Genomic DNA, 26,013 nt, shown 5'->3' on the forward strand with positions numbered 1-26,013 from the left:
GGCCGTCGCGTACGCGCTGCGGGAGCACGGCGTACGGGCGGTCGTCCTGGAGAAGTCCGACCGGGTCGGCACCTCCTGGCGGGGCCACTACGACCGGCTCCGGCTGCACACCACCCGGCGGCTGTCCGCCCTGCCCGGCCTGAAGATCCCCCGCCGGTTCGGCCGCTGGGTCGCCCGCGACGACATGGTCCGCTACCTGGAGAAGTACGCCGAGCACCACGAGCTGGAGATCGTCACCGGTGTGGCGGTGCACCGCGTCGAGCGCACCGGGGACGGCACCGGCTGGCTGCTGCGCGCCTCCGGCGGCCGTGAGCTGACCGGCGCCGCGGTGGTCGTCGCCACCGGCTACAACCACACCCCGCGCGTGCCCGACTGGCCGGGCCGGGAGACGTACGAGGGGGAGTTCCTGCACGCCGGCGCGTACCGCGACGCGAAGCCGTACGCCGGGCGGGACGTGCTGGTCGTCGGGGTCGGCAACACCGGCGCCGAGATCGCCGTGGACCTGGTGGAGGGCAGCGCCGCGCGGGTGCGGCTGGCGGTGCGCACCGTGCCGCACATCGTGCGCCGCTCCACCCTGGGCTGGCCCGCGCAGTACTCGGCCGTGCTGGTACGGCGGCTGCCGGTGCGCCTTGTGGACCGACTGGCCCGGCAGCAGGCCAGGCTGCTGCCCGACCTGTCCGCGCAGGGGCTGCCCCGCCCGGACACCGGGCTGTACAGCAGGGTGCGCCAGGGCGCGATCCCGGTGCAGGACGTCGGCCTGGTCGACGCGGTGCGCCGGGGGAAGGTGGAGGTGGTGGCGGCCGTGGAGGCGTTCGAGGACGGGAAGGTGGTCCTCGCCGACGGCACCCGGATCGCGCCGGACGCGGTGATCGCGGCGACCGGGTACACACGGGGCCTTGAGGAGCTGGTGGGTCATCTGGGGGTGCTGGACGAGCGCGGCAGGCCCGTGGTGCGGGGCGGCCGGACCCCCGCGCGGGCACCGGGCCTGTACTTCACCGGGTTCACCAACCCGATCAGCGGGATGCTGCGCGAGCTGGCGCGGGACGCAGGGCGGATCGCGAAGGCGGTGGCACGGTCGCGGAGCCGGCGTCAGCCGCGCCCACGGGCGACTCCGGGCGTCGACCCCGTTCCTCGACCGGCAGGCGCTTCACGAACCTGACGTGGCGTCAGTGACACCCGGCCGTCACTCCCGCCGGGGCGCGGGTCCACCGACACCGTGACAAACTGTCCGCATGCCCCGGCGGATCATGTTCGTGCGGCTGAAGGCCGGTCACGACACGGACCGCGGGCCGTCCTGGATCGGCTGGGTGGACTTCTCCAAGACGTGGCGCATCGCTGCCCGGCAGGGAGAAGGGTTGGGGGCGGGCCCGGCGCCGGGCAGGACGGCCCGTGCCGCGCCTTCGTGGTGGGCGGCCGTCGGCGGGTTCCCGGTCAGAGGGCCGGCGCCGGCGCGGGCCGCCGGCGGATGACCAGCGACATCAGCGCCGCCGCCGCGCACAGCGTGCCGGAGGCGTACCAGACGAGGTCGTAGGAGCCGAAGACGTCGCGGGCGACACCGCCCAGGTAGGCGACGACGGCCGCGCCGATCTGGTGGGAGGCGAGCACCCAGCCGAAGACGATGGCGCTGTCCTCGCCGTACTGCTCGCGGCACAGGGCGAGGGTGGGCGGGACGGTGGCCACCCAGTCGAGGCCGTAGAAGACGATGAAGAAGAGCATCGGCGGGTGCACCGAGGGCGCCAGCAGCATCGGCAGGAAGACGAGCGAGAGGCCGCGCAGGGCGTAGTAGAGCGCCAGCAGGCGGCGGGGCTCGAAGCGGTCGGTGAACCAGCCGGAGGCGATCGTGCCGACGACGTCGAACACGCCGATCACCGCGAGCAGCGAGGCCGCCGTGGTCACCGGCATGCCGTGGTCGTGCTCGGCGGGCACGAAGTGGGTCTGCACCAGGCCGTTGGTGGAGGCCCCGCAGATCGCGAAGGTGCCGGCGAGCAGCCAGAAGGTGCCGGTGCGCACCGCGGTGGACAGGACCCCGAGGGTGCGGCGGGCGGCGCCGGTGGCGGGCGGTGGCTTGGGTATGAACTCCGTTGCGCCGTAGGGCTTGTGGCCGACGTCGGCGGGGTGGTCGTGCAGCAGCAGCCAGACGAGCGGGACCACCGCGAGGGCGGCGAGGGCGACCGTCACGGCGGCGGGCCGCCAGCCGTGGTGCTCGACCATCCAGGACAGCACCGGCAGGAAGACCAGCTGGCCGGAGGCGGACGCGGCGGTCAGGATGCCGCTGACCAGGCCGCGCCGCTCGGTGAACCAGCGGTTGGTGACCGTCGCGGCGAACGCGAGCGCCATCGAGCCCGTGCCGAGCCCGACCAGCAGACCCCAGCACAGCCACAGCTGCCAGGCCGCCGTCATCCACACGGTCAGCCCGGAGCCGAGGCTGATCACGAGCAGCGCGAGGGCGACGACCCGCCGGATGCCGAAGCGGTCCATCAGCGCGGCGGCGAAGGGCGCGGTGAGGCCGTAGAGCGCGAGGTTGAGGGAGACGGCCGCGCCGATCGTGCCGCGCGACCAGCCGAACTCCTGGTGCAGCGGGTCGATGAGCAGGCCGGGCAGGGAGCGGAAGGCGGCCGCGCCGGTGATCGTGACGAAGGTGACGGCGGCGACGAACCAGGCGCGGTGCACCCTCGGGCGCGTCCGGCGTCCCGGGCCGGGCGAGCCGGCCCGGACGGAGGCCGCGGCGTCGGCGCCGGGGACCGTGGCCGTCTCGGGGACCGTGGCCGTGTCGAGGACCGCGGCCGTCTCGGGGACCGTGGCCGTGTCGAGGACCGTGGCCGTGTCGGCGGCTGGGGCCGTGTCGGCGGCTGCGTCTCGGTTCGTCTGCGTCACGTCATCGAGCCTCGGGCCTTCCCGCCCGCGCATCGAGTGGCCCGAAGGACAGCCTTCGCTAGGATCGGGCCATGGCCGCATCCGAGACGTTCCGTCCGCACCGGGTCGCCGTCCTCGCCCTGGACGGTCTGCTCCCCTTCGAACTGGGCATCCCGCACCGCTTCTTCGGCCGCGCCCGGGACGAGCGGGGACGGCCCCTGTACGAGGTCTTCACCTGCTCGGTACGGCCGCCGGGCGAGGTGGAGACGGACGCCGACTTCAGCATCCACGCGCCGTACGGCCCGGAGGCGCTGGCCCGCGCCGACACGGTGGTCGTCCCCGCGTCGTACGAACTCGGGCCGGTCTACGAGGAGGGCCGGCTGACCGAGGAGCTGGCCGCCGCGCTCGCCCTGATCCGGCCCGGCACCCGCCTCGCCTCCATCTGCACGGGCGCGTACGTCCTCGCCGCCGCCGGTCGCCTCGACGGTCGCCCGGCGACCACCCACTGGTCCGACGCCGACCGCTTCCAGCGGATGTTCCCGCGGATCAAGGTGGACGCGGACGTGCTGTTCATCGACGACGGGGACGTGCTGACCTCGGCCGGGGTGGCCGCCGGGATCGACCTGTGCCTGCACATGATCCGCCGTGACTTCGGCACCGCGGTCGCCAACGACGTGGCCCGGCGCACGGTCGTCCCCCCGTACCGCGACGGCGGCCAGGCCCAGTACATAGAGCGCCCGCTCCCCGAGCCGCAGCTCGCCACCACGGCCGCCGCGCGCGCCTGGGCGCTGCGCCGGCTGCACGAGCCGATCCAGCTGCGCGACCTGGCCGGGCAGGAGGCCATGTCGGTCCGCACCTTCACCCGGCGCTTCCGCGAGGAGGTCGGCATCAGCCCCGGGCAGTGGCTCACCCGCCAACGGGTCGAGCGGGCACGGCAGTTGCTGGAGACCACCGACCTGTCCATGGACCAGGTGGCCCAGGAGGCGGGCTTCGGCACGGCCCAGTCGATGCGGCAGCACCTCCAGCAGGCGCTGGGGGTGACGCCGACGGCGTACCGGCGGACGTTCCGGACCCTCGCGAGCCGGTAGCCGCCACGACCGGCCCGGTCACCGCCGCAGCCGGCCCCGGCACCGGCCTCAGACGTTCGGCACGGCCCGCGCGCCCTCGGCCGCCGTCGGCGCGGTCTCTGACGGCCCCTTGGGCATGTGGGCCGCCCGTGCACGCGCCACACCTGAGGGAGAGGGATGCTCCAGGCCGTCACCGGAACCCGGAGCAGTTGTCCACAGCCTGTGGAGAAGGCGGGCGGTGCGCGGCCCCGCCGCCGGCGGCGCCCGGGCCGTTCGTCGGCGCGACAGAGTCGCCGGTGGCACCGGTGGCGGTCCTCTGCGTGTTCCCGGCCGGGCGGCCGGCGGCGCTGCCGCCCCTCGCCGCAGGCGCACGCCGCCGCCCGGTGCGACCCGCACCCGGTGAAGTCCCACGGCACCGCCCCCGCACGCAGGCGCCCCGGCGCACCCGTGCGCCCGGGGTCACACCGCTTCGAAGGCGAAATCCTCGTAGGCGGACGGCCCGCCCCCGTAGGCCACCGCCGCGCTCCCGTCGGTCTGCGCGCAGCGGTCCACCTCGCACCAGATGCTCTTGCCGGCGCCCTCACGGCTCCAGCCCCAGCGGTCGGCGAGGCAGTCCACGAGGGCCAGGCCCCGGCCGCCGGTGGCGTCCTGCCCCGCGCAGCGCGGCACGGGGGCGCGCGAGCAGGCGTCCGTGACCTCCACCCGCACGGTCGGCGAGGGGGCGGCGACGGTGCGCGCACCCGGCAGGGAGAGCCGCAGCACCGCCGGACGCCCGGTGTGCACCACGGCGTTGGTGACCAGCTCGGACACGAGCAGCACAAGGGTCTCGGCCAGCGGCTCGTCGGCCGCTATGCCCAGCCCGCCGAGCCGCGACCGGGCCCACTTCCTGGCACGCCCCACCTCCGCGGGGTCGGGCCGGATCTCCAGCTGCACTTGAAGCACCTGCACCGCTCACACCATCCGAACCGGCGATACCACGGCCCCGCGCCATCGAACCGTCCCGGCGCGAGCCGTGACGACGATCACGAGGGCCACGATCGTAGCCATTTTCTGCATGGCCTGGACTACAGCCAGAGCAAGGGTCACGGAACGTGATTTCCTTGCAGCACAGCATGGTTGACGTACAGTCACCCCAACAAGCGCTTCGGGCATATTCCCTCGCGAAGGAGTACGCGTAGGGCATACTGTGCGACGCTCACGCCGGGGAGTCGAACAGGCGGGGTCCGCCCCGCGAGCAGCGGCGCGCACCGCGTTTTCCGGCACCGCCCCAGGGGCAACGCCGGCACCGCCCGCGCTCGCAGCCACTCGCATCCCACACAAGGTACCGGAGCACCGCCCGACTGCGGGCCGTGACGAGCCCCCGTCCAGGACACAACCGGATATCAACGCTCTGTGATGTCAGGGCGCCACGATCCGCGACATCTTAGGCCAACGCTTTGTCCGCGGGGCCGCTCCGGGCGGGCGGCGGCCCGGTCGGCCGAGCAGACCGGTCGCGCGCAGCTCCTCACTCTCCGTGTCCCCGCCACCCTCGGCTTCCCAGGTGAAGCCCATGTCGCCGCCCACCCGGAGACAGTCCGGGCGCCGCGCACGGCGGACTCGCCGGCGAGCAACCGGGCGGCGGCGGGGCCGGCCGGATCGGCGGTGGCGGCGGCCGTGTACACGGCGGCGCGCGCGGTCCCGGCCCGCGTCAGCAGGTCCGCGCAGAGGTGCCGGACGGCCCCGAACGCCCCGACCGGCCGCCCGAACTGCTCCCGCGCCCGGGCGTGTTCCACCACCGGCTCCCGCACGCGTACGGCGGTGGCCCGGCCGCCCGGCGGTGGTGAGCCGACGCGAGGGGGCCGACGCCGCGGTGATCGGCCCGCCGGAGGCGGAACGGGGCCGGCCGGTGTGCGCGGTGCTCGCACAGCGCCCCGGCGCCCCGACGCCCGGGCACCGACCCTGCCGCACCTGGTCTCCCGCCTCCGCGCCCTGGGCCTCGCCACACCTCGCCGCCCACAGGCGACCCGAGCGGCCGCAGGCGGTGGTCGCGCCGCCGCGCCACGGCACCCTGCGGACGGTGCTCACGTGCCGGTCGCCGACGCGGTCGTCCGGCCGGGGACCGGCGTGACCGCCCCCTCACATCCGGCTCAGCGACGCCGTCGCGAAGAGTACGTCCCTGATCGCCTCGCGGTCGCCCAGCTGACCGGCCGCGGCTTCCTCGGGGGAGAGATGGCCCGCGGCCAGATGGCAGAACTCGACGCCGTCCAGGGCGACATGGGCGACCTCGTGGTCGGCGGAGCCCGCCGCCGCCGGGGAGTCGAGGGGGATCAGCCACTCGCCGCCCGCGGCGCCCTCGATCTCCAGGCGCAGGCTGCGGCCGGGGGCGCCTGCGGGGACCAGGTGGCGGGTGCCGCCGGGCGGGGCGGACAGGCCGGCCCGGCGGCGTTCGGCGAGGGCGCCGGGCAGCAGGCGGGCGGCCAGGTCGATCATCTTGTGCAGGTGGCGCGGGGACGGGGGCCGGTAGGGGTAGTCCACCGCGACCGCGATGTCCTCCGCGTGCACCCAGCAGCCGAAGGCGCGCTCCAGCATCGCGTCGTGCAGCGGGAGTTCGAAGTCGCCGTAGGACACGGCGAGTCCGCCCGCGCTGCCACCCGTGAAGGAGACCGTCCGCACCAGGCCGTGGCTCTGCTCCCGCCAGGGCGCCCGCACCGCGCGGGTCGGCGGGGAGGGGGTGGACCGCCAGAACGCCTCCGTGCGCGCGGCCGGGCCCGGTGGGCTCGTGAGGTCCGCCAGCGGGTCCTCCAGGCCGAGCGCCGCCGCGATCAGCCCGTCCACCGACAGCAGGTGCGCGATCACTCCGGCGACGGTCGTACGGCGCCCCGCCTGCGCGTCGTCCTCGAACCAGCGCAGCCGCACCGGCGCGTGCCACTCCGCGTCCCCGAAGTCCTGGAGCAGCGCGTCCAGGCGGGCGGTCTCCGCGTCGTACGGCTCGGCCCACTCCGGCACCGGGATGCGCGGCGGGCGGCGGTCCAGGCAGGAGCGCAGGACGCGGGTGCGCAGCGCCGGGTCCAGGTCGAGGCTCTCGGGCTGGTGCAGCAGACCGACGGCCTCGCGCAACCGGCGGGCCTCGTCGGCGCAGCCGCCGCAGTCGCCCAGGTGGTGCTCCACGGTCGCGGTCTCCGCCGCCGAGCAGGCGGCCAGCGCCCACGCGCCGAGCAGCGACTTCAGCACGTCGTGCGGCAGGTCGAGCGGCGCCACCGCGTCCTCGCCGGGGCCGGGGCGTCCGGGCGGCGGGAACCCGCCGCCCTCCACGGAGGCGCGGGGCATCGGTATCCGCCGTTCACGCCGCTCCCCGAGGTCCGCCCGGTATTCCTCCGCGCCGCTCACACCGCACCGCCGCACCCCGGCGGGGTGCCGGTGTCGTGGGCCGTGGCGAGGAGCTGGAGGCCGAGGCGGAGCCGGCGGCGGGCCTCGTCCTCGGTGACGCCGAGGTCGGCCGCCGTCTGCCGGTAGTCGCGGCGCTGGAAGTAGGCCAGTTCGAGGGCGCGGCGCAGCGGCAGGGGCATGGAATGGACGATGTAGTCGGCGCGGGCGGCGACGGAGGCGTGACGCACCGTGCGTTCCAGTTCCTCGTGCGCCGGCGGCTCGCCGGGGTCCCGCTGCGCCTCCTCCCGGTGCCCCTCCTCGCGGTCGCGCAGCCGCTGGACGGCGAGCCGGTGGGTGACGTCCGCGATCCAGGTGCGCAGCGGGCTCTGCCGGGGGTCGTACGTCTCGGGGTGCTCCCAGATGTGCGCGAAGACCTCGCGGGTGACGCCGTCGGCGGCCTTGTCGTCGCCGAGGACGCGGTGGGCCAGGCTGTGCACCAGGGGGGCGAACCGGTCGTACACCTCGCCCAGCGCGGCCGCCTCGCCCCGGGCGAGCCGCTGCTGCATCTTGCGGTCCCAGCGCGGTGGTACGTCCTTGGCCATGGGGTCCCCTCCCCTCGCCCGTCACCCGTCGTCCGGCCTGCCGGCGCCTGTGCGGCCGTCGTGCCGAATGTAGTCGGCACCACATGGGGGCATGCTTCTTTGTGCCAAAGTGCGCCCCCCGGAGCGCCGCAGGTGATAGTGCCCCTTTCACATTTCCTTCACACGCGGCTCCTGCATATTTGATCAAAGTGGATCGGTAGTGACCGGAACAAGCCCCTAAGTGATCGTGTGCTGTTTACCGCATTGAGTTTCAGGGAAACGCGGCTGGGCAGCCGCGCGGAATGAAACGTAGGAACTGCTTCCGGTTCCGAGCGGTTCCGGGAGAACCGGCGAGCGGAGGGGCTGGGCCGTGGCATTCAATGTGACCGGCGCCGAAAGAGGCGACTGGGCCGTGCTCCGCGTGCGCGGCGAACTGGACCTCATGACCTCGCCGGTGCTGCGTCAGCGGGTGCACGACGTGGTGGCCGACGGCCACCACAGCCTCGTCGTGGACCTCTCCGACGTCTTCTTCTGCGATTCCAGCGGGGTCGGCGTGCTGGTGGCCGCCCGCCGGCTGATCCGCTCCTGCCAGGGCAGGCTGCGGCTGATCCTGCCCGACCGGGGCGCCGACGACGGCTCGCACGTCAACCGTGTCCTCGGCGCGCTGGGCGTGCGCCGTCTCTTCGACGTCCACCCGGACCTCGACTCCGCCACGGCGGAGGACGCCGGACCCCTTTCCGCGTGAGCGGGCGAGCTGATGAGCCGGTGAGGGCGGCAAAAGCGGTGAGTCCGTGGAACCGCGGGCCCGCTCGCGCGCCGGGATTTTGCGCGAAGACCACACTCTTGGCGCCGAATTCCCCCGGTCTTGGCATAACCATCGGTTTTCCGTCACTTTGCCGTCACCCGCGTCGTACGCTCCGTGGGATCACCCCTCACGCACACGTAAGGCGGCCACGAAGAACATGGTCAGCACCGAGTACGAGCGCCGGATCGCAGCCCGGTTCGCCACCTTCGACCAGGACGGCAACGGCTTCATCGCCCGCGAGGACTTCAACGCGGTGGCCAAGGCGCTGCTCGCCGAGTTCGACGTGCCCGCCCGTTCCGCGGCGGGTCAGGCGCTGTACGCCGGCGCCGAGGCGTTCTGGCAGGGCATGGCCGGGATCGCGGACCGTGACGGCGACCAGCGCATCACCCGGCAGGAGTTCGTCAGCGGCGCGGTCAAGCGGCTGCGCGACAACCCCGAGCGGTTCGCCGAGATCGCCCGCCCCTTCCTGCACGCGGCGCTGGCCGTCGCGGACGCCGACGGGGACGGCCGGGTCACGGTCGCGGAGACGGTGCGCGTGCTGCGGGTGTGCCAGGTGCCCGAGGAGATCGCCGGTCCCGTCGCCGCCGCGCTGGACACGGACGGGGACGGGGGGATCGGCGAGCGGGACGTCGTACCGGCGTTCGCGCGCTACTTCACCATCGCCGAGCAATGAGCCGAGCCGGCCGGCCGGCCGGCTCAGGCGAAGACGACCGTGCGCCGCCCGTTCAGCAGGATGCGGCGCTCCGCGTGCCACTTCACCGCGCGGGCCAGCGCCTGGCACTCCACGTCCCGGCCGATGGCCACCAGCTGGTCCGGGGTGACGTCATGGCGGACGCGCTCGACCTCCTGCTCGATGATCGGCCCCTCGTCGAGGTCGGCCGTCACGTAGTGCGCCGTGGCGCCGATCAGCTTGACGCCACGGGCGTGCGCCTGGTGGTACGGCTTGGCGCCCTTGAAGCTCGGCAGGAAGGAGTGGTGGATGTTGATGATCCGGCCGCTGAGCCGCTTGCACAGGTCGTCCGAGAGGACCTGCATGTACCGGGCGAGGACCACCAGCTCGACCCGCTCCTCGCGGACGATGTCGAGCAGCTTCGCCTCGCCCTCCGCCTTGGTGTCCTTGGTGACCGGAATGTGGTGGAAGGGGATGTTGTAGGAGCCGACCAGCTCCTCGAACTCGGTGTGGTTGGAGACCACGCCGACGATCTCCACCGGCAGCGCGCCGCTGCGGGCCCGGAACAGCAGGTCGTTCAGGCAGTGCCCGAACTTGCTCACCATCAGCAGGACGCGCATCTTCGCGTCGGCCCGGTGGATCTGCCAGTCCATGTGGAAGGAGTCACCGACCGCGGCGAAGCTCGCGCGCAGCTTCTCCACGGTGACCGGCGCCTCGGCCGTGAAGTGGACGCGCATGAAGAACAGGCCCGTGTCGTGGTCGCCGAACTGCTGGCTGTCCTCGATGTTGCAGCCGGTCATGAACAGATAGCTGGACACGGCGTGCACGATGCCCTGCTTGTCCGGACAGGACAGGGTCAGGACGTACTGGTCGGCCGGGGCGGCGGGCGCGGGCTGCTCGTTCATGCACCAAAGAATCCCACACCGCTCCCCGGCCGCGGGCCGCCGTCCGCTAAGCGGACCTGGTCATGATCCGCAGCACGTCCAGGCTCTTCGGCGGGGCGTCGGGATCGTCGCCGTCGCTCGCCGCGAGCCGTATGTGGGCGTCCCGCGCCGCGCGCACCGCCTCCGGCCAGCCCTGATGGTCGAGGTAGGCGGCGACCGGCGCGTCCGGGCCGACCTGGTGCATGATCCGCAGCACCCGCAGCACGGCGGTGTCGACGAGCGCCGCCTCCTGCGAGTCCCGGAAAATGGTGCCGACGTACTTCTCCGCGGACCAGTTGTCCAGCCAGGTGTCCTCCACCAGCCGGTACACGGCGTCGGTGACGTCGCCGTAGCCGTCGACGCCGGCCAGCCAGACGTCCCGCTGGAAGACGGGGTCGGAGAGCATGTGCAGTGCGGAACGCACATGTGTGCGCCAGCGCCACCACGGCATGTCGTTCAGAGGCATGCCGCCCATGGTGGAGGAGCGACGGCCGCGACGGGAAGAGTTCTCCGAACCTTGCACGGTCAACGATCGTACGTTCCTCGCGCCCGGAGTTTCAGCGGCCCCCGCAATTCACCCGGGCGTCACCTTCCGTCGACCGTGGATCACTGCGGGGTTAGCGGCGTGAGGGAATCGTGCGGGTTCATGACCGGCAGGCCCCGCACCACCAGCACGTCCCCCTCCCCCACCACCCGGTTCTCCCGCCCCGGCAGGGCCACCGCCCTGTCCCTGGGCGCGATGGCCCTGTGCGCGTCGCTCACCGCCGGCTGCGGGGTGCTGTCCTCGGTCACGGGGGACGCCGGGGACACCGTCAAGGTCATGACCTGGGCGCCGCAGGGCACCGGCGCCACCAACAAGCCGGGCATGCCCGCCATGGCCCTCGCCTACGCCAAGTGGATCAACTCCCACGGCGGCCTCCACGGCCGCAGGCTCCAGGTCCTGACCTGCAACGACCACAACGACAGCGTGGCCGCCGCCAAGTGCGCCCGGCGCGCGGCCGCCGAGAACGTGGTCGCGGTCGTCGGCTCCTACAGCCAGTTCGGCGACTCCTTCCTCGCCCCGCTGGAGAGCGCCGGCATCCCCTACATCGGCGGCTACGGCGTCACCGACGACGAGTTCACCGGCCCGATGTCGTACCCGGTCAACGGCGGCCAGCCCGCCCTGCTCGCCGGCCTCGGCCGGGCACTCGGCGCGGGCTGCGGACCGGTCGCCCTGGTCCGCCCGGACAGCATCGCGGGCGACCAGCTGCCCGCCATGCTCGACTCGGGGCTGAAGGCGGGCGGCCACCCCGAGGCCGGCGACCAGCTGGTCGCCGAGGACCTCACCGAGTACGACGACCAGTCCGACCGGGCGCTGAGGTTCGCGAGCGGCGACCCGCTCGTGAGGGGCTGCGTGGTGCCCGCGCTCGGGGACCGCACGGACACCTTCATGGACTCCTTCCGGCGGGCCCGCGCGGAGTTCCCGGCGGTGCGCCTGGGCACCGTGCTGGGCAGCGTCGACCAGACGATGATCAACTCCACCGGCGGGTCGTCGGGCCCGTACGAGGGGGCGTACATCACCGGCTGGTACCCGCCCGCCTCGGACCCGCGCTGGAAGCCGATGAAGCGGGTGATCAGCGAGGAGGCCTTCGGCGACAACCGCATCGATCCCGGGGACGCCGGGGTGCAGACCACCTGGATCGCCTACACGGTGCTCAAGGCGGTGCTGGACAGGATCGGCGACGGCGAGGTGAGCGCCGACTCCGTGCGCAAGACGCTGGACGGCGGCCTGCGGGTCTCCACCGGGGGACTCACCCCCACCTTGTACTGGCCCTACGAGGGCAAGCTGGCCTCGGTCGGCTTCCCGCGGATGGTCAACGCCGACGTCACCCTCCAGGTGGTGCGGGGCGGCCAACTGGTCGCGGCCGGCAAGGACATCGGCGGGATCGACGGCACCACGGACATGACGGCCACCCTGGAGAACGCGGACGTGCGGTGACGCACGCCCGCGTGCCCGGCCGGCTCGAAGCCGTCAGAGCTGGGTGGGCTGGCGCTGGGTCAGACCGTACTTCTGGGCGATCGCGTTCCACAGCGCCGCCGCCTTGGCCTTCTGCTGGCTGGCGGTGCCGCTCGCGCGGTTGCCGGCCTGCGCCTCGCCGGTGACCTTGGCATGGCCCTTGTGGCAGGTCCGCTTGCCGCCGCCCTTGACCTGGTCGGCCCAGGCCGCGTAGTGGTTGTCGGCCGACGCCGACGCCTGCCAGGCCTTGGTGAGGGCGTCGGTCAGGGCGGCGTTGTCCGGCAGCTTGTCCACGCTGAGCTTGCCGAGCCGGGTGACCAGCTGGCCGCGCTGCCCGGCCGCGCCGCGCAGCGAGGAGGCGGCCTGGTCGAGGCTCGCGCACTGCTTGACGTCGGCCACCGACTTGATCACCGCGGCCCGGCTGCTGCCGCTGTCGGCGAGCAGCTTGTCCAGCTCGACCGCCTGCGCCCGCGCCGGGTCGACGGCGGACGCGGAGCTCTGCGGGGCCGCGGAGGTGGCGGCGACCGTCTTGTTGTCGTCCGTGCCGCCCGAGCCGCCGCCGCTGCTGAGCAGCGCGCCCGCGCCCACGCCGACCACGACGATGCCGATGCCGACGGCCGCGATCAGCGGCACCTTCGACGGCTTGCGCCGCGGCCGCTCGTCCTGCCCGTCCTCGCGCGCGGACCGCGCGGAGTACGCCGTCTGCGGGGAGGCGTACGGCGGCGGGTAGGCGTCCGGCTCGACCCGCGGCAGCTGCGCGGTGGCCCCGGCCGGGCCGTCGCCGCCGGCCGGGCCGTTGCGGAAGAGGTTGTCGAACTCGGCGGGCGGCTGCCGGTCCCCGCCCTGGCCCGGTGCCTGCCCCGGCGCCTGGCCCTGCTCCTGGTACGGCGGGATGTACTGGGTGGCCTCGGCGTCGGGCGAGGGCCGCTTGTCCGTCAGACCCAGGTAGCGGGTCTCCTCGCCGGCCGACTGGGGCGGCAGCGCGCCCGGGGTCACCGGCGGTATGTACTGCGTGGCGCCCTCGTCGGCGGGGGCCGCGGGCACCGGCGGCAGGTACTGGGTGGCGCCGTCGGCCACCGGGGGCAGGGCGCCGGGGGCCTGGTAGCCGCCCGGCGCGGCGGGCGGCAGCGGCGCGGCGGCCTGGCCGTGCTCCGGGTACCGCGGCTGCTGGTGCTGCTGAGGCTGATGCTGCTGGTGGTGCTGCTGCTGGTACGGGTCCGGGGCGCCGTACCCCGGCTGCTGACCGCCGTACGACGGGGCCGGCGCGCCCTCCGGGGGCAGCGGTCCGGCGCCGGACGGGGGCTGCTGCGCCGGGGCGCCGTGGTCGGTCCACTGCTGGGCGGCCGCCGGGGGCCAGCCCTGGCCCGGCTGTCCGGCCTGGGGCGCCTGCTGCTCGGGCCCCCAGGTCCCGCCCCAGGCCTGCCCGCCGGCCGGCGCCGCGGGCGTGGCGTTCGTGCCCGGCAGCAGGGGCGCTCCTCCGTCGGAGGGCAGCACGATGCCTTCGCGCGCGGGCTGCGCCGAGAGCTCCTCGCCCTGTCCACTCTGCGTCACCGGGACTCCTACCAATGGGGGACCTTGTGAATCGTCGGCTCACGCTACCGGGTCCCCGGAGCCGGGTGCCACGCAGCTCAGTCCGCTTCCTCCCCATCCGCCACGGCAGTAACGGAACGGCCCCGCGCGACGCTGTATATGACCCTGGTCGCACACCCGGGTGGCGTTCGCCACACGTTCAGCCGGGCGCGGGGCCGGTGTTCACGCGGCCTGCCGGAGTTCGAGGCGCGCCCCGAACTCCCGCACCACCGCTTCGTCCCGGAAGGGTTCGAGCCGCTGCTGGAGGTCGTCCAGGTACTCCGCGCCCCGGTTGGAGCGCAGTGTCTCCAGCAGTTCCACCGCCTTCATGCCGGTGGCGCAGGCCTGTTCGACCTCCCGCTGCTGCACCTGGGCGGTGGCGAGCAGCACGTAGCCGATCGCGCGCCTGCGGGCCCGGGACTCGGGGTGACCGGCCAGCGACTGCTCGGCGCAGCGCGCCGCCTGCTCGGCCTGCCCCAGATCGCGGTGACAGTGCGCCAACTCGTCGGCCAGATAGGCCTCGTCGAAGTGCCTGATCCACACCGGGTCGTCCCCGGAACCGGCGTCGCAGCGCTCCATCGCCGCGATCGCCCGCCCGGTGGCGGCGTCCGCGGCGCGCGCGTCACCGAGCAGGGCGTGTCCGCGCGCCTCGGCCGAGTGGAACATCGCCTCCACGCGCGGTGTCACATGCCCGCGCGCGCCCTCCTGCGCGGCCCGCGCCAACTGGGCGATCTCGCGCGGGTTCCCGAGCTGCGCGGCGAGATGGCTCATGGACGCGGCGAGGACATAACCGCCGTAGCCGCGGTCCCCGGCGGCCTGCGCGAGCCGCAGCGACTGGATGTAGTACCGCTGGGCCAGGCCGGGTTGGCCGGTGTCCACCGCCATGTAGCCGGCCAGCTCGGTCAACCGGGCCACGGCCGCGAAGAGTTCACGCCCGATCGACTCCCGGTAGGAGCCGGCGAGGAGTCCGGAGACGACGCTGTTGAGGTAGTGCACCAGGACCGGGCGCACATGCCCGCTGCCGAACTGGTGGTCCAGGTCGGTCAGCGCCTGCGTCATGGACCGCACGGCGGCCACGTCGGCCTGGCCCACGCGCGGGCCCGCCTGCCGGGCCACCTGCGCGTCCGGCGCGGAGATCAGCCAGTCGCGGCTGGGCTCGACCAGCGCGGAGGCGGCGACGGAGGACCCGGAGAGGAAGTCCCGGCGCCCCACGTCGCTGCGCCACAGCTCGCAGACCTGCTCGATGGCGCCCGGCACCGTCGGCGAGAACTGGAGGCCGACGCCCGAGGCGAGGTTCTTGCCGTTGGCCATGCCGATCTCGTCGATCGTGACCGTACGGCCGAGCTTGCGGCCGAGCGCCTCCGCGATGATCGCCGGGGCGCGGCCCCGGGGCTGCTGGCCGCGCAGCCAGCGGGCCACGGACGTCTTGTCGTAGCGCAGGTCGAGGCCGTGCTCGGCGCCGCACATGTTGACCCGCCGGGCGAGCCCGGCGTTGGAGCACCCCGCTTCCTGGATGAGTGCTTGCAGCCGTTCGTTCGGCTGCCTCGCCACGAGAGGCCTTGCGGCCATGTGCTACCCCCTGCGAACCCCTGGAGCGTGGACCGTGTCGGGAAGATCACTGCCCGGCTGACATACCGTCAATGCACGACATGTGCGGTTTGCCGGGTACAGGCTGATGCCAACCCCACCCCTGGCTACCCAACTCACGCCCTGCCCCCTACCACGCGCCCCCGCGGATGCACCGATGCGCCCGGCCGGGGAAGCGATGCTCCTCCCCCGCCGGGGCAGGGCCCGTAACTCCAGGTGTACGCGGGAGTTGAGTGGAGCGTGGAAGAGACGATCGCGGCCGCCGAAGACAGTCAGATTGCCGGGCAGATTCCGCAGCAGCGCGGGGAATCACCGCAGGAAGCCGCCGTGCGGTACGCGGAGGAACGGCACTGGGACGTGTTCCCGGGCACCTGGCTGGAGCCCGTCGCCGGCATGCCGCGCTGCTCGTGCGGCAACGCCTCCTGCCCCGCGCCGGGCGCGCATCCCGCGCGCCCCGACTGGGCGACCCAGGCGACCGGCAGCGCGACCGTCGTGCGCCGGTTGTGGCAGAGGCAGCCGACGGCCTCCGTGCTGCTGCCGACGGGGCGCACGTTCGACGTGCTGTCCGTCCCGGAGAGCGCGGGCTTCCTGGCGCTGGCCCGGATGGAGCGGATGGCGCTCACGCTGGGGCCGGTCGCCCTCTCTCCCGACCGGCGGATGCAGTTCTTCGTGCTGCCGGGGGGCTCGCTGAAGGTGCCGGAGCTGGTGCGGAAGCTGGGGTGGGTGCCGGCGTCGCTGGATCTGGTGGCGCTGGGCGAGGGGGCGTACGTGGCGGCGCCGCCGACGCGGGTCGGGGCGCGGGGGGCGGTGCAGTGGGCCCGGCGGCCGACCCCGGCGAACCGGTGGCTGCCGGACGCGGAGGAGCTGATCTCGGCACTGGCGTACGCCTGCGGCCGGGACCGCTGAGCCCCGGGTTCCGCTTCCGGCCGGGGCCGCGCCCCGGCGCTGAGGATGCCTAACCTTCAGGCATGACCAATGCGGCGGTTTGCATACGGGGGCTCTGGAAGCGGTTCGGGCAGCAGGTGGCTGTCGGGGGGATCGATCTGGAGCTGCCCGCGGGGAAGTTCATCGGACTGGTCGGGCCGAACGGGGCCGGCAAGACCACCACGCTGTCCATGGTGACCGGGCTGCTGCGGCCCGACGAGGGCACCGTGGAGGTCGTCGGGCACGACGTGTGGCGCGACCCGGTGGCCGTGAAGGCGCGGATCGGGGTGCTGCCCGAGGGGCTGCGGCTGTTCGAGCGGCTGTCGGGGCGCGAACTGCTGGGGTACACCGGCCGGTTGCGCGGGCTGCCGGGGGCGGAGGTGGACAAGCGGGCCACCCAGCTGCTGGACGTGCTCGACCTGGCCGGCTCCCAGCACAAGCTGGTGGTCGACTACTCGACCGGCATGCGCAAGAAGATCGGTCTCGCGGCGGCCCTGCTGCACAATCCCGAAGTGCTGTTCCTGGACGAGCCGTTCGAGGGCGTCGACCCGGTGTCCGCGCAGACCATCCGGGGTGTCCTGGAGCGGTACACGGCCTCCGGCGCCACCGTCGTCTTCTCCTCCCACGTCATGGAGCTGGTCGAGTCGCTGTGCGACTGGGTCGCGGTGCTGGCGGCCGGCCGTATCCGCGCCACCGGACCGCTCGCCGAGGTGCGCGGTGCGCACCCCCGGCTCCAGGACGCGTTCCTGGAGCTGGTCGGGGCGAACGGCCGGGACGCCGGGTCCGAGCTGGACTGGCTGGGCGGCGGGGCCGGCCGATGACCGACCTCACCGCCACCGTCGTACGCCTCAAACTGTCCCTGCTGCGGGGCGGGCTGCGGCAGTCGAAGGGCCGGCGGGACGCCTTCGTCACCTCCGCCGTCCTCGCGCTGCTGTTCGCACTGGCGCAGCTGCCGGCCATGGTCCTGCTGCGCGGGCAGCCGCACGGGGACGCGGTCTCCGTGGTCGGCACCGGGGTGCTGGCGCTGGGCTGGGCGTTCCTGCCGCTGTTCTTCCCGACCGGCGACGAGACACTGGACCCGACCCGGCTGGTGATGCTGCCGCTGCGGCCGGGTCCGCTGGTGCGCGCGTTGCTCGTGGGCTCCCTGGTCGGCATCGGCCCGCTGGTCAGCGTGCTGCTGCTGGCCGGGTGCGTGCTGGTGCCGGCGCGGGGCGTGGCGGGGTGGGTCGTCGCGGTCCTCGCCCTCGTCCTCGCGCTGCTGGTGTGCGTGGCGCTGGCCCGGACCGTGGCCGTCGCCAACGTACGGCTGCTCACCAGCAGGAAGGGCCGCGATCTCGCCGTGCTCAGCGGCCTGGTGATCGCCATCGGCACCCAGCTGGTCAACTTCGGTGCCCGCAGCCTCGGTTCGGGCGGCCTGGGCCGGCTGCGGCCGGTCGCGGACGTGCTGTCCTGGGTGCCGCCCGCGTCGGCGGTGGCGGCGGTGCGCACGGCGAGCGAGGGGTCGTACGGTGTCGCGGTCGCCCAACTGGCGGTCACGGCGGCCGGGCTGGTGGTGCTGGTCGCGGTGTGGGCGCGGAGCCTGACCAAGCTGATGACCGCGCCGGACGGCTCCACGCTCCAGGCCGCGGGCGACGCCGGCGCCGGGCGGCGGCGCACCGGCGGGCTCGCGCGGCTGCTGCCGGGCGGGCGCACCGGCGCGGTCATGGAGCGCACCCTGCGCTACATCTGGCGCGATCCGAAGACCAAGGCCGCCTGGGTGACCTCGCTGGCGGTCGGGCTGCTCCTCCCGGTGTTCTACGCGATCCAGCACACCGGCTCGATCTACTTCGCGTGCTTCGCCGCCGGGATGCTGGGCCTGCAGATGTACAACCAGTTCGGGCAGGACACCTCGGCCTTCTGGATGGTCGCCCAGACCATCCGCTCGCCCCGGGACGCCTACGAGGAGCTGCGCGGCCGGGCTCTGGCGCTGCTGCTGATCACGCTGCCGTACACCGCCCTCGTCACCGTGCTGACCGTCGCCCTGATGGACGCCTGGGCCATGCTGCCGCGGGTGCTGGGGCTGTCCCTCGCGCTGCTGGGGGCGATGCTGGCGACCGGGGCGTGGACCTCGGCGCGGTTCCCGTACTCCATCCCGCAGGAGGGCCACAAGAACGTCGTCCCCGGGCAGGCGGGCATCGCCTGGATCGCCCTCTTCGGCGGCATGGCCTGCTCCGCCGTGCTCTGCTCCCCCGTCATCGCGCTCGTGCTGTGGCTGGGCGGCGGCGAGCCGTCCTGGCTGCTGCTGCCGGCCGGCGCGGGGTACGGCGCCGGGCTCGCCCTGCTCGGGCTGCGGCTGGCCGCCCCGCGCACCGCGGCCCGGCTGCCGGAGATCCTGGCGGCGGTCAGCAAGGGGTGATCAGCCGCCGGCCGGCGGGCCGCCCGCGATCCGGTCCAGGAAGGGCTCGACGGCCGCGTGCCAGGCCTCCGGGTGGGCGTAGTGGGCGTAGTGACCGGCGTCGGGTATCTCGGCGTACGCGCCCTGGGGCAGCGCCCGGACCATCTCCTGGGCCTCGGCGCGGCCCAGCTCGCCGTCGAGCCCGCGCACGATCAGTGCCGGGCAGCGGACCCGGGCCAGGTCGTCCCAGTGGGCGTCGTACACCCAGGTCTCCCGGGAGCGGAGCATCTGCTCGGGCTCGAAGGCCGGCCGCCAGCCGTCCTCGCCCTCCCGCATCACCTCGGCGTAGAACGCCCCGCGCGCCGGGTCGGGGCGCTCCACCCGGGGGTCGTCCTCGCCGAACCACTTGCGGACGTCGGCGAGGGTGGCGAAGGGCACGGGCCAGGACCCGAGCCACTGCGCCCACTCGCGCTGCGAGGCCGCACCGAGCGCGGCGGCCCGCATGTCGCAGCTGACCAGGCCGCGCACCAGCTCGGGGCGCTCGGCGGCGAGCTGCCAGGCGGTCAGCGCGCCCATGCCGTGCCCGACGACCAGGGCGGGGCCGAGGCCGAGCTGTTCGACGGCCGCCGCCGCGTCCTCGACGTGGGCGGCCCGGCTGTGGGCCGCGGCCTGCGGGGGCTTCTCGCTGTGGCCGTGACCGCGCTGGTCGAGGGCGACGGTCCGGTACCGCCCGGCGAGCCGGCGGGCGGCGGCGGCCCAGTGGGAGGCGCGGCCGGTGAGTCCGTGCAGGAAGAGCACACCGGGAGCGGCCCGCAGGGAGTCGGTCTCCTTGGGCGGGTCTGCGTACTCCCACGCCGCCAGGCGCACCCCGCCCGCTCCCGTCACATCGATACGCCGTGCCATGGGCCTGGCACCCCCACCTTCGCCCGCGGTGTCCGATCCCCCGTGTGATCACGCAGACTATCGAATAAGTATTCGAAAATGCTGCCCCTGCGGGCAACACCCCTCCTTCGAGTGACATCCCGTGAGGCATGATCGCCGCCGCCGAGGGGATCTTTCAGGCGGGAGGCGGACCGCTCGGGGAAAACCGGTCCGAGGGGGACTGACCCTGAGAGCTCGGGGCTCCGGGTCAGCATTGGGGAGGACGGGCCCCGGCGCCATCAGGCGCCGGGGCCCCCTACCCTGATCAGCGCTTGGCGACGAACACATGGGAGGCGATGTCCGCCTCCAGCTCGGCGGCCTCGCCCCCGCTGCCCACCAGGACGCCACCGGCCGACTCGGTCACGCTCACCACCGAGCCGGGCTGCACCCCGGCCCGCCGCAGCGTGTACATCAGCTGGGCGTCCATCTGGATCGGCTCGCCGATGCGGCGCACGACGACCGTCTTGCCGTCCGTGCCCGCGTCCAGGTCGGCCAGCGAGACCATGCTCTCGTCCAGGAACGGATCGGCGCCGTCCTTCTCGCCCAGCTCCTCCAGGCCCGGGATCGGGTTGCCGTACGGCGACTCGGTCGGGTGCCGCAGCAGCTCCATCACGCGGCGCTCCACCGCCTCGCTCATCACGTGCTCCCAGCGGCAGGCCTCCGCGTGCACCTGCTCCCACTCCAGGCCGATCACATCGACCAGCAGGCACTCGGCCAGACGGTGCTTGCGCATCACCCGCGTGGCCAGCCTGCGGCCCTCGTCGGTCAGCTCCAGATGACGGTCGCTGGCCACCGAGACCAGGCCGTCACGCTCCATCCGCGCCACCGTCTGGCTCACCGTCGGCCCGCTCTGGTCCAGCCGCTCCGCGATGCGGGCGCGCATGGGGACGACGCCTTCCTCCTCCAGTTCGAGGATGGTGCGGAGATACATCTCCGTGGTGTCGATCAGTCCGGACATACGTGCCCCTCGATTACCTCTGCCGGCACCCGGCGCGTGCGCTGGCCCTGGCACCAATTCTGCCGGATGCCACTGACAAGCGGGCGTCGGCGCGGACAACGGGGCGGGTTCCGGGCGGCCGGTCGCTCCACCGGGCACCCGCGCGCCACGGCCGGCCCGCCCACGCGGCGGGACCGCCGGCCGGCACCGCCCACCCCGCCTCCCCGCCCGCGGCGGGCCACGGCAAGTGGCGAACCGCATCGCCGTATTGACACCGCACTGGTCCAGACCGCACGGTGATCCGCGACACAGACGCTGCGAAGGGGCACCGCATGAGCGACGGCACGCCTGCCGACCTGTTCTTCGACGCCGCCATCAACCTCCTGCAACGGCTTCGCGAGGAGGAGGCCGGGGCGATCGACACCGCCGCCGCGCTCCTCGCCGACACCGTCGCGGACGGCGGCCGCCTGTTCGCCTTCGGCGCCGGCCACTCCTCACTCGCCGCCCAGGACGTCGTCTACCGCGCCGGCGGCCTCGCCCTGATGAACCTGCTCACCGTCCCCGGCGTCGTCGGCGTGGACGTCACCCCCGCCACCCTCGGCTCCGCCCTGGAGCGCGTCGACGGCCTCGCGAGCGCCGTCCTCGACACCTCCCCGCTGCGCGCGGGCGACGCCCTCGTGATCGTCTCCCTGTCCGGCCGCAACGCCCTGCCCGTCGAGATGGCCCAGCGCGCCCGCGCCCTCGGCATCAAGGTGATCGGCGTGACCTCGGTCGCCTACGCGGCCCAGACGACCTCCCGGCACTCCTCCGGCACGTTCCTGAAGGACCACTGCGACCTGGTCCTCGACTCCAAGATCGCGGTCGGCGACGCGGAACTCACCCTCGACACCATCCCGGCCCCCTTCGCCCCCGCCTCCACCGTGGTCACCACGGCCCTGATGCAGGCGGTCATGGCCACCACCGCCGCCCTCCTCGCCGACCGCGGCATCGAGCCCCCGCTGCTGCGCTCCGGCAACGTGGACGGCGGCCACGACTGGAACAACCGGGTGATGGACCAGTACGGCGACCGGATCTTCTACCGCCGCTGACCACCGCCGCCGCACGCGCGGCCCGCGCCTACCGCTCCCCCGCCAGGTCCAGCGCCGCCGCTATCCGCAGCGCCACGTCCTCGGCGTACGCCGCGTCCGAGCGCTCGAAGGGGGTGCGGGCGGCGCCGCGCAGAAAGGTCACGACGCCCAGGGTGCGGCCCCGGCTGCGCAGCACCGCGCACAGCGCGTGCACCGCGTCACCGGGCCACTGCCGGCGCAGCGCCCACTCCCGGGCCAGCTCCGCCGGCACCGACCCGGCCTCCGCCCGCACGCACCCGGTGCGCTCCACGCAGCTCAGCGCCGGATGCCCCGGCTCGTAGCGCACGGGCAGCCCGGCGGCACCGCTGAGCACACAGGGGCCCGGCGCCCCGGCCGGCGTGGCCGCGAGCCGCACCAGCCGTACGGCCCCGCCCGCGCCCCCGGTCGGCGCCACCCGGTCGATCAGCGCGTGGTCGGCGAACCCGGCGAGGGCGAAGTCGAGATGGACGGTGGCCGCCTCCAGCGGGTCCTCGCACTCGGCGGCGGCGCGGCCCGCCCGGTGCAGCTGGTTGGTGCGGAACCGCAGCAGCGCCGCCTCCTGCTCGCCCCGCTTGGCCTCGGTGATGTCCCGGAAGAGCCAGCCCACCCCGAGCGGCACCGGCTCCTCGGCGAGCGGCGAGGACAGCGGCAGGAAGGCGTTGCGCCAGCACCGCCGCCGCTCCTCCCCGCCCTTCGCGGTGCGCAGGGTCACCCACATCTCGGCGGGCGCGGGCGGCGCGCCCTCCGCCAGGACATGGGTGAGGGCGGCCTCCAGCTCCTCCACCCCCTGTGCGAACAGCTCGCCGAGCGGCCGCCCCAGCGCGGAGGTGCGCCCGATGCCCAGGGCCCGCGCGGCGTGCGCGTTGACCACGGCCGGCCGCAGATCGGCGTCGACCAGCACCACGCCCCACTCGGCGTCCTCGAACAGGGCCTCGCTCAGCGCGATCGACCGCTCCAGGTCGATCTGCGCGTGCACCTCGCTGAAGGCGCAGTACACCCCGGCGGGCGCGCCGTCGGGACCCCGCACGGCGGCGGACTGCGTGCGTACGAGGACCCGCCCGCCGTCCTTGGTCAGCAGCGCGAACTCGTGCACCTGCCGCCCGGGCGCCCGCATCGCCGACAGCAGCCGGGCCTGCACCTCCTCCGCGTCGGCGCTGCGCACGGCCCAGCCGGCGAAGCCGTGCCGCCCGACGGCCTCGGTGGCACTCCAGCCGAGAATCCGCTCCGCCTCGCGGTTCCAGTGGGTGACGACGCCCTCGGCGTCGAAGGCGCACAGGGCCGCGTCCATGCCGTCGAGCAGCGCGGCAAGCAGATCGGACCCACCGGACTCGCCCGACTCACCGGGCTCGTCCGGCCCCAGCTCATCGGTGGCCCCACTCCGCCGGGAAGCACTCACCTGGACCCCCTGGACGCTGCATCGGCGCACGTAAGGCGCCTGTTCCGCTCACTGCCCCTCATTCAACTCGAACGTGACGCAGCCCACATCCTGTTCCCTCAAGATAAAGCGAATCAATTCCCTGATCCGGAGGGCCGAAGCCGCAGATCGACCCAGACCGCGGGGTCCCCGTCGAGCGTGTACCGGTCGGTCTCCTCGAAGCCCCGCAGCCGGGCGAACCGCAGCCCGTCCTCGTTCGCCGCCAGCACGCAGGTCTCGACGGCCGCCGCCCCGAGCGCACGCGCGTGCTCCAGCACCTCCGCGTAGACCGCCGCCCCGAACCCCCGGCCCCGGAACTCCGGCAGCACCCGGGCGATCACGGTGGCGACCCGCTCCGCTCCCGCCGGGGGCCGCACGGTCGAACAGCCCACCAGTTCGCTTCCGAGGTACGCGTTCGCCAGCCGGTTGCGCTCCCGCCGCCGGCGGGCGTCCGCCAGGGACATCGCGGCGGGCGGTACGACCACGTTGTGCACGTGCCGCCACTGCTCCAGCATGCCGTCGTCCTCGACGAGCTCTGTCCGAAGATCCATGCGCGGACGCTACCGAAAAAAGCGGTTGAGTCCGGGGCGGGCGGTTCCTAAGGTGTGGAGCACACGAGAAGGGAGGTGGTTCGGCAGATGTATGACAACCGGACGCGTGAGGTGGCTGCGGGCTAGCGGCTCGTCACCACACTCTGTGCGGTGCCGGACCGGCGCGTGAAAGATGCGTGCGGCCGGCCCATTCCCAAGCAGTCACCCGACCCGCGGGCTGCCGGTACGTCCGGCCGGCTCCTCCCCGGAGGAACCCAGCCCGCGGGTCGTCTGCGTCTCCCGGCCCTTCAGGGGCTGAGGCGGTCGGTCTCCCAGGTGCCGTCCGGGCGGGCGGTGTAGCGCAGCCGGTCGTGCAGGCGGTTCTCGCGGCCCTGCCAGAACTCGACCGTCTCCGGGGTGATCCGGAAGCCGCCCCAGTGCGGCGGCACCGGGACCCGTTCGCCCTCCGGGTAGCGCGCCGACAGCTCGGCGTACGCCGCGTCCAGTTCGGCGCGGGAGGCGATCACCGAGGACTGGGCGCTGGCCCAGGCGCCGAGCTGGGAGCCGTGCGGGCGGCTGCGGAAGTACGCGGCGGTCTCGTCGCGCCCGGTGCGCCGGGCTGTGCCTGCGACGATGACCTGCCGGGCCAGCGGATGCCAGGGGAAGAGCAGCGAGACGTGCGGGTTCGCCGTCAGATCGCGGCCCTTACGGGAGTCGTAGTTGGTGTAGAAGACGAAGCCGTCGGTGTCGAACTTCTTCATCAGGACCGTGCGTGAGCTGGGGCGGCCCTCGGCGTCCGCCGTGGAGACGACCATGGCGTTGGGCTCGTAGAGCGTGCCGTGCAGGGCCGCCCGGGCCGCGTCCTCGAACCAGCGTGCGAACTGGTCCATGGGATGTGTGGCGAGGTCCTGTTCGGCGAGTCCTTCGGCCCGGTACTGCTTGCGCATGGCGGCGGGATCGAGGACGGGATCCAGGAGTGGTTCGCGGTCGGTCACGCGGTCATCTTGCCGTATCTCCCGACCGTGGCACTGAGTGTCGTCAAGTCTCCCCAAGCGTGGCACGCGGGGTTATCGTGCTGGTTCCGAGCCGCGCCCGACCCATCACGAGGAGCCGCTGATGTCCGAGTTCGTACCCGGGCTCGAAGGAGTCGTAGCGTTCGAGACGGAGATCGCCGAACCGGACAAGGAGGGCGGCGCCCTGCGCTACCGGGGCGTAGACATCGAGGACCTGGTCGGCCATGTCTCCTTCGGCAACGTGTGGGGGCTGCTGGTCGACGGCGCCTTCAACCCCGGTCTGCCGCCCGCCGAGCCGTTCCCCATCCCGGTGCACTCCGGTGACATCCGCGTGGACGTCCAGTCGGCGCTGGCCATGCTCGCGCCCGTGTGGGGCCTGAAGCCGCTGCTCGACATCGACGCCGAGCAGGCGCGCGAGGACCTGGCGCGGGCCGCGGTCATGGCGCTGTCCTACGTCGCCCAGTCCGCGCGCGGGCAGGGGCTGGCGATGGTGCCGCAGCGGGAGATCGACAAGGCGAAGACGGTCGTGGAGCGGTTCATGATCCGCTGGCGGGGCGAGCCGGACCCGCGGCACGTCGCCGCGGTCGACGCGTACTGGACCTCCGCCGCCGAGCACGGCATGAACGCCTCCACCTTCACCGCCCGGGTCATCGCCTCCACCGGCGCGGACGTGGCCGCCGCGCTGTCCGGCGCGGTCGGCGCCATGTCCGGCCCGCTGCACGGCGGCGCGCCCTCCCGGGTGCTGGGGATGATCGAGGAGATCGAGCGCACCGGGGACGCGGTGGGCTACGTCAAGCGGACCCTGGACCGGGGTGAGCGGCTGATGGGCTTCGGGCACCGGGTGTACCGGGCCGAGGACCCGCGGGCGCGGGTGCTGCGGCGCACCGCGCGGGAGCTGGGGGCGCCGCGGTTCGAGGTGGCGGAGGCGCTGGAGAAGGCCGCGCTGGAGGAGCTGCACAACCGCCGGCCCGACCGGGTGCTGGCCACGAACGTGGAGTTCTGGGCGGCGATCATGCTGGACTTCGCCGAGGTGCCGGCGCACATGTTCACGTCGATGTTCACCTGTGCCCGTACGGCGGGGTGGTCGGCGCACATCCTGGAGCAGAAGCGGACCGGCCGTCTGGTGCGGCCCTCGGCTCGGTACGTGGGGCCGGGGACGCGGCGTCCGCAGGACATCGAGGGGTACGCGGACATCGCCCGCTGAGCGGGACGGCCCGGGGCGCGGACCGGTGGTGGCCGGCCGCGCCCCGTCGGGGGTGGTCAGGCCGGGGTCAGCAGGGCGCTGTGGTGGCGCTCGGCCACCAGCGGGTGCGCCCGCAGCTTGCCCTTGAGTTCGTTGTAGCCGTACTCGGCGAACAGGGGGTTCGTCGGGTCGGTGGTGACGCCGGGGGCCTGGGG

24 protein-coding genes and 1 pseudogene are annotated in these 26,013 nt (G+C 74.0%); 10 read left to right on the forward strand and 15 right to left on the reverse strand.

The window, feature by feature from the left end; all coding sequences use genetic code 11:
* A partial coding sequence (locus tag FRZ03_RS21595; protein WP_146466822.1) for a flavin-containing monooxygenase occupies positions 1-1,159 on the forward strand: 1,159 nt, incomplete at its 5' end.
* A 272-nt stretch (positions 1,160-1,431) separates the two neighbouring features.
* Here FRZ03_RS21595 and FRZ03_RS21605 read toward each other — a convergent pair.
* Entirely contained in the window at positions 1,432-2,955 is a 1,524-nt protein-coding gene (locus FRZ03_RS21605) for an MFS transporter (RefSeq protein WP_398660839.1), read from the reverse strand.
* On the opposite strand from FRZ03_RS21605, the gene FRZ03_RS21610 reads away from it, so the two are divergent.
* Complete coding sequence (locus FRZ03_RS21610) at positions 2,946-3,941, forward strand: GlxA family transcriptional regulator (RefSeq protein ID WP_146466803.1); 996 nt, start codon at positions 2,946-2,948, stop codon at positions 3,939-3,941. The two genes, FRZ03_RS21605 and FRZ03_RS21610, sit on opposite strands and share 10 nt — an antisense overlap.
* Positions 3,942-4,379: 438 nt before the next feature.
* Here the strand turns inward: FRZ03_RS21610 and FRZ03_RS21615 are convergent, their stop codons facing one another.
* The 4 genes from FRZ03_RS21615 to FRZ03_RS21635 all read right to left on the reverse strand — a co-directional run bounded on the left by FRZ03_RS21615 (position 4,380) and on the right by FRZ03_RS21635 (position 7,867).
* Positions 4,380-4,853, reverse strand: coding sequence for an ATP-binding protein (locus tag FRZ03_RS21615; RefSeq protein ID WP_186785552.1), 474 nt, complete (start codon positions 4,851-4,853; stop codon positions 4,380-4,382).
* 449 nt (positions 4,854-5,302) lie between these two features.
* The gene (locus tag FRZ03_RS21625) at positions 5,303-5,902 is read right to left on the reverse strand and encodes an acyl-CoA dehydrogenase family protein (protein ID WP_398660841.1); all 600 of its coding nucleotides are present in this window, start codon (positions 5,900-5,902) and stop codon (positions 5,303-5,305) included.
* Positions 5,903-6,035: 133 nt separating this feature from the next.
* Positions 6,036-7,226 (reverse strand): maleylpyruvate isomerase mycothiol-dependent enzyme family protein, encoded by a 1,191-nt coding sequence (locus tag FRZ03_RS21630; RefSeq protein ID WP_146466824.1) that lies wholly within the window; start codon positions 7,224-7,226, stop codon positions 6,036-6,038.
* A gap of 56 nt (positions 7,227-7,282) precedes the next feature.
* The gene (locus FRZ03_RS21635; protein ID WP_146466805.1) at positions 7,283-7,867 is read right to left on the reverse strand and encodes a sigma-70 family RNA polymerase sigma factor; all 585 of its coding nucleotides are present in this window, start codon (positions 7,865-7,867) and stop codon (positions 7,283-7,285) included.
* A 349-nt stretch (positions 7,868-8,216) separates the two neighbouring features.
* Here FRZ03_RS21635 and FRZ03_RS21640 point away from each other — a divergent pair, with 349 nt between their 5' ends.
* Both FRZ03_RS21640 and FRZ03_RS21645 read left to right on the forward strand, forming a co-directional pair.
* Entirely contained in the window at positions 8,217-8,591 is a 375-nt protein-coding gene (locus FRZ03_RS21640; protein WP_146466806.1) for an STAS domain-containing protein, read from the forward strand.
* A gap of 217 nt (positions 8,592-8,808) precedes the next feature.
* Positions 8,809-9,324, forward strand: coding sequence for an EF-hand domain-containing protein (locus tag FRZ03_RS21645; protein WP_146466807.1), 516 nt, complete (start codon positions 8,809-8,811; stop codon positions 9,322-9,324).
* A gap of 23 nt (positions 9,325-9,347) precedes the next feature.
* On the opposite strand, the gene purU is transcribed toward FRZ03_RS21645, so the two are convergent.
* On the reverse strand, positions 9,348-10,226 hold the full coding sequence (gene purU / locus FRZ03_RS21650; protein WP_146466808.1) for a formyltetrahydrofolate deformylase: 879 nt from the start codon (positions 10,224-10,226) through the stop codon (positions 9,348-9,350).
* Between the two features lie 46 nt (positions 10,227-10,272).
* A complete protein-coding gene (locus FRZ03_RS21655) occupies positions 10,273-10,773 on the reverse strand; it encodes an SCO4402 family protein (protein ID WP_146466809.1) in 501 nt (166 codons plus the stop codon).
* A 117-nt stretch (positions 10,774-10,890) separates the two neighbouring features.
* Here FRZ03_RS21655 and FRZ03_RS21660 point away from each other — a divergent pair, with 117 nt between their 5' ends.
* Complete coding sequence (locus FRZ03_RS21660; protein WP_186785551.1) at positions 10,891-12,222, forward strand: ABC transporter substrate-binding protein; 1,332 nt, start codon at positions 10,891-10,893, stop codon at positions 12,220-12,222.
* A gap of 33 nt (positions 12,223-12,255) precedes the next feature.
* Here the strand turns inward: FRZ03_RS21660 and FRZ03_RS21665 are convergent, their stop codons facing one another.
* Positions 12,256-13,791: a hypothetical protein gene (locus FRZ03_RS21665; protein ID WP_146466810.1), complete on the reverse strand. Its 1,536-nt coding sequence runs from the start codon at positions 13,789-13,791 to the stop codon at positions 12,256-12,258.
* A 201-nt stretch (positions 13,792-13,992) separates the two neighbouring features.
* On the reverse strand, positions 13,993-15,378 hold the full coding sequence (locus FRZ03_RS21670; RefSeq protein ID WP_146466811.1) for a tetratricopeptide repeat protein: 1,386 nt from the start codon (positions 15,376-15,378) through the stop codon (positions 13,993-13,995).
* A gap of 258 nt (positions 15,379-15,636) precedes the next feature.
* Between FRZ03_RS21670 and FRZ03_RS21675 the strand changes: the two genes are divergently transcribed.
* The 3 genes from FRZ03_RS21675 (at position 15,637) to FRZ03_RS21685 (ending at position 18,715) form a co-directional block, all read left to right on the forward strand.
* A complete protein-coding gene (locus tag FRZ03_RS21675; RefSeq protein ID WP_146466812.1) occupies positions 15,637-16,302 on the forward strand; it encodes a bifunctional DNA primase/polymerase in 666 nt (221 codons plus the stop codon).
* 62 nt (positions 16,303-16,364) lie between these two features.
* Entirely contained in the window at positions 16,365-17,141 is a 777-nt protein-coding gene (locus tag FRZ03_RS21680; protein WP_146466813.1) for an ABC transporter ATP-binding protein, read from the forward strand.
* Entirely contained in the window at positions 17,138-18,715 is a 1,578-nt protein-coding gene (locus FRZ03_RS21685) for a transporter (protein ID WP_146466814.1), read from the forward strand. Before FRZ03_RS21680 ends, FRZ03_RS21685 begins: the two co-directional genes overlap by 4 nt.
* Here FRZ03_RS21685 and FRZ03_RS21690 read toward each other — a convergent pair whose 3' ends face one another.
* Positions 18,716-19,597: an alpha/beta fold hydrolase gene (locus FRZ03_RS21690; protein ID WP_146466815.1), complete on the reverse strand. Its 882-nt coding sequence runs from the start codon at positions 19,595-19,597 to the stop codon at positions 18,716-18,718.
* 283 nt (positions 19,598-19,880) lie between these two features.
* Positions 19,881-20,573: a metal-dependent transcriptional regulator gene (locus FRZ03_RS21695; RefSeq protein WP_070023905.1), complete on the reverse strand. Its 693-nt coding sequence runs from the start codon at positions 20,571-20,573 to the stop codon at positions 19,881-19,883.
* Positions 20,574-20,884: 311 nt separating this feature from the next.
* On the opposite strand from FRZ03_RS21695, the gene FRZ03_RS21700 reads away from it, so the two are divergent.
* A complete protein-coding gene (locus FRZ03_RS21700; RefSeq protein ID WP_146466816.1) occupies positions 20,885-21,640 on the forward strand; it encodes an SIS domain-containing protein in 756 nt (251 codons plus the stop codon).
* Between the two features lie 28 nt (positions 21,641-21,668).
* On the opposite strand, the gene FRZ03_RS21705 is transcribed toward FRZ03_RS21700, so the two are convergent.
* From FRZ03_RS21705 to pdxH, 3 genes are all read right to left on the reverse strand, one after another.
* Positions 21,669-23,054, reverse strand: a complete 1,386-nt coding sequence (locus tag FRZ03_RS21705; protein ID WP_146466817.1) for a PAS domain-containing protein — start codon at positions 23,052-23,054, stop codon at positions 21,669-21,671.
* A gap of 113 nt (positions 23,055-23,167) precedes the next feature.
* Entirely contained in the window at positions 23,168-23,623 is a 456-nt protein-coding gene (locus FRZ03_RS21710; RefSeq protein WP_261399290.1) for a GNAT family N-acetyltransferase, read from the reverse strand.
* 287 nt (positions 23,624-23,910) lie between these two features.
* Positions 23,911-24,597: a pyridoxamine 5'-phosphate oxidase gene (gene pdxH / locus FRZ03_RS21720; RefSeq protein WP_146466818.1), complete on the reverse strand. Its 687-nt coding sequence runs from the start codon at positions 24,595-24,597 to the stop codon at positions 23,911-23,913.
* A gap of 121 nt (positions 24,598-24,718) precedes the next feature.
* Here pdxH and FRZ03_RS21725 point away from each other — a divergent pair, with 121 nt between their 5' ends.
* Positions 24,719-25,819 (forward strand): citrate synthase 2, encoded by a 1,101-nt coding sequence (locus FRZ03_RS21725; protein WP_146466819.1) that lies wholly within the window; start codon positions 24,719-24,721, stop codon positions 25,817-25,819.
* A 56-nt stretch (positions 25,820-25,875) separates the two neighbouring features.
* Here FRZ03_RS21725 and FRZ03_RS40455 read toward each other — a convergent pair.
* Positions 25,876-26,013: pseudogene (locus FRZ03_RS40455) on the reverse strand (isopenicillin N synthase family oxygenase); the annotation flags it as partial.

It is taken from the genome of Streptomyces misionensis, assembly GCF_007896895.1.
Lineage (GTDB): Bacteria > Actinomycetota > Actinomycetes > Streptomycetales > Streptomycetaceae > Streptomyces > Streptomyces misionensis_A.

Bases quoted from the DNA above. Each gene is read 5' to 3' on its own strand.
- FRZ03_RS21610 (WP_146466803.1), top strand. From the start codon at position 2,946: ATGGCCGCATCCGAGACGTTCCGTCCGCACCGGGTCGCCGTCCTCGCC.
- FRZ03_RS21605 (WP_398660839.1), bottom strand. From the start codon at position 2,955: ATGCGGCCATGGCCCGATCCTAGCGAAGGCTGTCCTTCGGGCCACTCG.
- FRZ03_RS21630 (WP_146466824.1), bottom strand. From the start codon at position 7,226: ATGCCCCGCGCCTCCGTGGAGGGCGGCGGGTTCCCGCCGCCCGGACGC.
- FRZ03_RS21635 (WP_146466805.1), bottom strand. From the start codon at position 7,867: ATGGCCAAGGACGTACCACCGCGCTGGGACCGCAAGATGCAGCAGCGG.
- FRZ03_RS21645 (WP_146466807.1), top strand. From the start codon at position 8,809: ATGGTCAGCACCGAGTACGAGCGCCGGATCGCAGCCCGGTTCGCCACC.
- purU (WP_146466808.1), bottom strand. From the start codon at position 10,226: ATGAACGAGCAGCCCGCGCCCGCCGCCCCGGCCGACCAGTACGTCCTG.
- FRZ03_RS21660 (WP_186785551.1), top strand. From the start codon at position 10,891: ATGACCGGCAGGCCCCGCACCACCAGCACGTCCCCCTCCCCCACCACC.
- FRZ03_RS21670 (WP_146466811.1), bottom strand. From the start codon at position 15,378: ATGGCCGCAAGGCCTCTCGTGGCGAGGCAGCCGAACGAACGGCTGCAA.
- FRZ03_RS21680 (WP_146466813.1), top strand. From the start codon at position 16,365: ATGACCAATGCGGCGGTTTGCATACGGGGGCTCTGGAAGCGGTTCGGG.
- FRZ03_RS21685 (WP_146466814.1), top strand. From the start codon at position 17,138: ATGACCGACCTCACCGCCACCGTCGTACGCCTCAAACTGTCCCTGCTG.
- FRZ03_RS21690 (WP_146466815.1), bottom strand. From the start codon at position 19,597: ATGGCACGGCGTATCGATGTGACGGGAGCGGGCGGGGTGCGCCTGGCG.
- FRZ03_RS21695 (WP_070023905.1), bottom strand. From the start codon at position 20,573: ATGTCCGGACTGATCGACACCACGGAGATGTATCTCCGCACCATCCTC.
- FRZ03_RS21700 (WP_146466816.1), top strand. From the start codon at position 20,885: ATGAGCGACGGCACGCCTGCCGACCTGTTCTTCGACGCCGCCATCAAC.
- FRZ03_RS21710 (WP_261399290.1), bottom strand. From the start codon at position 23,623: ATGGATCTTCGGACAGAGCTCGTCGAGGACGACGGCATGCTGGAGCAG.
- FRZ03_RS21725 (WP_146466819.1), top strand. From the start codon at position 24,719: ATGTCCGAGTTCGTACCCGGGCTCGAAGGAGTCGTAGCGTTCGAGACG.